The organism is Piscirickettsia salmonis LF-89 = ATCC VR-1361 (assembly GCF_000297215.2).
Lineage (GTDB): Bacteria > Pseudomonadota > Gammaproteobacteria > Piscirickettsiales > Piscirickettsiaceae > Piscirickettsia > Piscirickettsia salmonis.
Genome location: NZ_AMFF02000131.1, coordinates 1 through 1,718, shown reverse-complemented (window position 1 = coordinate 1,718; position 1,718 = coordinate 1). Strand labels below are relative to the sequence as shown.

The window sequence follows — 1,718 nt, the reverse complement described above, 5'->3', positions numbered from 1 at the left end:
ATTTTAAGGGAGGGTTACCGAAGGGCGTCACTCATAAAATCTAATGACCAACAAACATTTTTGTAGATAGGCTGAAATAAATATTCAGGCTCGTTTTTGACATAGTGATGCTTTGGTTTACAGCTTATGTTTAAGCCCATTTCAATATAGACTCGACGAATGCGCTTATGGTTCCAAGGCTTACCTTTGTTTTTTAAATATGCGACCATTTTGTCACAACCCCAGCGTTTGTGTTTGCTCGCTAACGTCTTTAGCTCTGAAATTATTTCAGCATCATCAGATTGATGCTGTTTTTTTCGGTAATAGCTTGCTCTTGGAAGAGTGACTAAATCACAAGGATAGGCAGCCGAGTACAGCTGCTACTTTCGGAGGGTCGTGCTAATTTGATAATAAATTCCTCTTAATTAAGTCATTTGACTTGCATTTTATCTGCGCCGCTTTATCCTAACTTACTATTTAAATTTAATTTGTTATCTCTCATGGTTATTAAGCGGGAAAAGGGCGTAACCTACCAGGTCCAATTCACATTAAAGCATGTACTGCAATATCAAAATGCATGGTGGCGTTATCGTGCTCAGAACTTGGATTCTATTCGTCCTGCTGTTGATGAAAACGTTTTAAAGGTATTAAATTGCCGCACAGAGCTTGCTGGTTGTGATATCTTCAGCTGTTCTAATCCAAACTGCAAACATACTAAGGTGGTCTGCTTCACCTGCAAATCACGCTTCTGCTCAACATGCGGAAAAAAAGCAACAGAAACCTGGATTGAAGAGCAAAATGCAACGTTGCCTCAGTGCAAATGGCAACACATCACATTTACGATGCCTAAGCGATACTGGGCTTTTTTTCTATTCAATCGTGAATTGCTCAACATTATATTCAGGACTGCCGCGAATACCCTTTTAGAGACTGCAAAAAAGAAAGGCCTTGTCATCGGTATCTTTGCCGCTTTGCATACCTTTGGTCGAGACCTGAAGTGGAACGTCCACATCCACATTTCAGTCACACGTGGTGGCTTCGATGAAAAACATGAATCTTGGCGTGATATTTATTTTAAGCTCAAAGTGATTATGCCAATGTGGCGCTATGCAGTTACTGATCTGCTAAGACAAACCTACAAAAAAGGTCAACTAATAATCCCAGATGAATACCAAGACGAAATAACTGACCTAACAACATTCAACACATTTTTGAACGCTGAATATCAAAAATATTGGAAGGTGCATTTTGCTCAGCCTAAAGACAATCACCTACATAATGTCGATTACTTAGGCCGGTATATTAAGCGGCCGGCACTCGCCAATGCTCGCCTAGAGCATTATGATGGCAATTGAGTTATTTTCCGATATTTGGACCATAAGACTAAACAACAAAAGCTAAAGAAAGAAGGCATCGGCGACTTTTTTGATCGGCTCACCCAACACATCCCTGATAAATTTTTTAAAATGATTAGATATTATGGATTTTTAAGTTATCGCATTCGGGCAGTTATGTTGCCAAAAATCTATGATTTGGTTGATCAAACTATTGAGGGCTACAAAGAAACTTCATTTGCTGCTCTAATGAAAAGTAATTTTGGCTATGACCCTCTTGAATGTGTTTTATGTGGCAGCCAACTGAGAAGAACAGGCACTCGATTTGGCTTAAACCTTCATGACAAATGGAAGTATTATGAGGCGTTAGCAACCAGTAGATTTATGGGCACTGTTGCAAAAAAT

1 protein-coding gene and 1 pseudogene are annotated in these 1,718 nt (G+C 39.3%); one reads left to right on the top strand and one right to left on the bottom strand.

Annotation, left to right across the window (positions count from 1 at the left end; translation table 11 throughout):
* Window positions 1-14 precede the first annotated feature (14 nt).
* Complete coding sequence (locus C200_RS16780; RefSeq protein ID WP_230384901.1) at window positions 15-263, bottom strand: IS3 family transposase; 249 nt, start codon at window positions 261-263, stop codon at window positions 15-17.
* A 216-nt stretch (window positions 264-479) separates the two neighbouring features.
* On the opposite strand from C200_RS16780, the pseudogene C200_RS16210 reads away from it, so the two are divergent.
* Window positions 480-1,718 (top strand): annotated as a pseudogene (locus C200_RS16210) (IS91 family transposase); the annotation flags it as partial.